This window comes from Frankia sp. CoWAU3, assembly GCF_977971855.1.
Genome location: NZ_CDWWXB010000316.1, coordinates 1 through 2,854, shown reverse-complemented (window position 1 = coordinate 2,854; position 2,854 = coordinate 1). Strand labels below are relative to the sequence as shown.

The following is a 2,854-nucleotide window of genomic DNA, read 5'->3' as shown; positions in this document are numbered from 1 at the left end:
ACAGAGTGACACCCGAAGGTTAAACGACAAGCTTGGTGGCCGGAACGGATCACCGTCAGTGACCTGCTGGCGGGTCGACCGAACCAACCCGGCGCAGGACGCGCGTCCTGGTGTTACGGCACTCCCGGCCTGGCCCGCGCCCAGCAGCTCGCCGCCATCGCCCTGGCTGACCCCACCCAGCAACAGCGCGCCGAGGACGCTCTCGCAGCCTGCCTAACGAACACCGCCCAGCTCGCCCGGTTCGTCGACCCGGCGATCTGCCACGGCTGGGCCGGCCTGGTCGCCACCGTCCGCTGCGCCGCCACCGACGCCCGCTTCCACCCGCTTGCCAGCCACCTCCCCGACCTGGTTGACCAGCTCCTGCACAGCCTCGACACAGCGCACAGCGCACAGCGCCGGCTGGCGGCCCATCGGCCTCATCGACGGTGCGGCAGGCATCGCCGCGGTCCTGCACGCCATCACGACCGACACCGGCGCCGTCTGGGAGACCGCGCTCCTGCTCGACCTTCCTGCGGCCGTGCCAGCCCCGCGCTCGGGAGACAGCGCGTGAGCATTCCCGACACCGAGTCCGCGTGGTCCGCGGTGACGGTGTGGTGCCAGGACTGGCGTGCCGCCGAACATCTGGGGGTTACCCAGCTGGCACCACTGCTGACCACAGCTGAGCAGACGGACGGGATCAGCCTCTGGTGGTTCACCAGAAAGGCAGAGTCCTGGCGGATCCGCTGGCGCCCCGGCCGCGACGGGCACAACTCCGCGGAGTTCTGCGACAGCAGGCTCCGCGCCGTGCTCAACGGTGACGCGGTCCACCGCTGGGCACCCGCCGTCTACGAGCCTGAGATCCACGCCTTCGGCGGCCCCGCCGGCATGGACGTCGCGCATCTGCTCTTCCACCACGACAGCCGCAACGTCCTCGCCCACCTCGGCCGAGCCCGCCCTGAGCATCGGGCCGAGATCGGACTCGTGCTGGCCGCGGCACTGCTACACGCCGCTGGCCAGGACTACTACGAACAAGGTGACGTCTGGACCCGCGTCGCCGGCCACCGCCGCACTCGCCAGGCCAGCACACGGCAGCCCGCCGCCGCAGCGGCTGCCCGAAACGCCGTCCGGCAACTTCTCGCCGCCCGCACAGTGCAGCCCCTCAAAGCGCTACCGGCGTGGCCAACGGCGTTCCGGCACGCGGGGCGGTCACTCGCGAACCTCGCCGACCAGGGCCAACTCACCCGCGGCCTCCGCGCGGTACTCGCCCATCACATCCTGTTCGCCTGGAACCGGCTCGGCATCCCCACCTCCGACTCACCGTCCGCTGGCAGCCCTGAGAAGAGGCGGGACCCGATGGCCCTCACCACGTCGACAGATGTGGCACCCACGACGTTCGCTCTCGTCGCACCACGGTTTCCCCTCGTCCCCCGTGACCGGCCATCCTGCCCAGCCCTCGACGCCCGGATCGCCCATGTCGCAGCCCTCGCCGCCCAGGCCGCCGAGGGCGGCGACAACGCACTTCTGCGCGCCGGCGAAGCCCACAACCTGGCAGCGCTGATTGCCAGCGACTGCGGACTGCCTGACCTTGCCCACAGCCTCTGCTGGCGCCAGATCGACACGCTTCCGTTCCGCCGCCCTCTCGACGGGGCAACGGCGAAACTCGCCCTCCAACCCTTGATCAATCTAGCCCGGCTGCGGCTGCGCACAGGTGACGGTCTCGGCGCCTACCGCCTCCTCGCCACGCTCTACAGCGCCGTCGCAGCGAAGACCGAGGCCACCGTTGATGGCCGAACCCTCACCTTCAATGACTTCGTCACCCCAGCTGACCATCTCCAGGTCGTTAGCTGGCTGTGGACCGTCCTACTCGCCGACGGAACCCGTGCTCTGGCCCGCACCGGCCGCTGGACCGAAGCCCTCGACCACCTTCACCGTCACAAAGGCGTCGGGCAGCGCCTCCTCGACGGCCGCCAGACCGCGATCCTCGCCCACCACGCGCGTCAAGACCATCAAGCCGCCGAGCAGATCCTCGCCTCCACAGCGATCACCCAGCCCTGGGAACAGGCCGTCGCCACCTGCCTCCGCCTCCTCCACGACCACCTCACAGGTCGCGAGGCCGCTGGCGACGGCTGGAGCGTGGTCAGCAAACTCTCGATGTCCGGCCCGCCTGGGCACAGCACCTTCCACACGCAGCTCGGCCTGTGTCTCCTCGACCTCGCGGGCGCATCCCAGCACCTGCGCCCCACACTCGGCACGATCATCAGCAGCGCCCTGCGCAGCGGCGACGCGTACGCCGCCCGCGACCTCCTCAACCACCAAGCCGCCCGCAGCCACCTACGCGACGACCAACTGGCCCTCTTCACCGAAACACAACGGCACTCCGGGCTTGGCAGCGGCCACCTCCCCGATGCGCTCCACAAACAGCTTGTCGACGCCCTCGCCCTCGCCGTCAGCGCCCTCACCAAACCATGACTCTCAAGCGTGCGCGGCCCGAAGCGGGTGCCGATAAGCCATCCGCGGGCGTAGAGAGATCGACCCATCATCGACTGACATCGACTCGCTGCCAGGGCTGTATGGGCTCCGTCGCTGCCTGGTCGACGCACAGCGGTCGCTGTGTTTCCTCGCCCAGCGATCAATAGTTCGTTCGGGCCGGTCTAGACCATCCGTCTTGGCCGCAACGCTCTGGTCAGAATTAGTCAAATCACGCTGTGCAGGCGCTCCGACTTTAGAGTTGGATCGAGCCGAAGCGCATCCGGCAAGGCAGGCTGGGCGGTACGGCCCGCAGTAGGGCTGTGACGTATCGGCGCCAAGTGTTGCGGGGCGAACGCTGTGGCTATTCGCCGCACACCCAGCGGTCGTCGTCGCCAGGTCGGCCGCA

2 protein-coding genes and 1 pseudogene are annotated in these 2,854 nt (G+C 69.3%); 2 read left to right on the top strand and 1 reads right to left on the bottom strand.

What is annotated here, in order from left to right; all coding sequences use genetic code 11:
• Nucleotides 1–48 precede the first annotated feature (48 nt).
• Nucleotides 49–225 (top strand): annotated as a pseudogene (locus AC08ON_RS17820) (lanthionine synthetase); the annotation flags it as partial.
• Here the strand turns inward: AC08ON_RS17820 and AC08ON_RS17815 are convergent.
• The gene (locus AC08ON_RS17815; RefSeq protein WP_476617407.1) at nt 214–411 is read right to left on the bottom strand and encodes a hypothetical protein; all 198 of its coding nucleotides are present in this window, start codon (nt 409–411) and stop codon (nt 214–216) included. The pseudogene AC08ON_RS17820 and the gene AC08ON_RS17815 overlap by 12 nt on opposite strands.
• Before the next feature lie 135 nt (nt 412–546).
• Between AC08ON_RS17815 and AC08ON_RS17810 the strand changes: the two genes are divergently transcribed.
• Complete coding sequence (locus tag AC08ON_RS17810) at nt 547–2,448, top strand: thiopeptide-type bacteriocin biosynthesis protein (RefSeq protein ID WP_476608661.1); 1,902 nt, start codon at nt 547–549, stop codon at nt 2,446–2,448.
• The last annotated feature ends 406 nt before the right edge of the window (nt 2,449–2,854 follow it).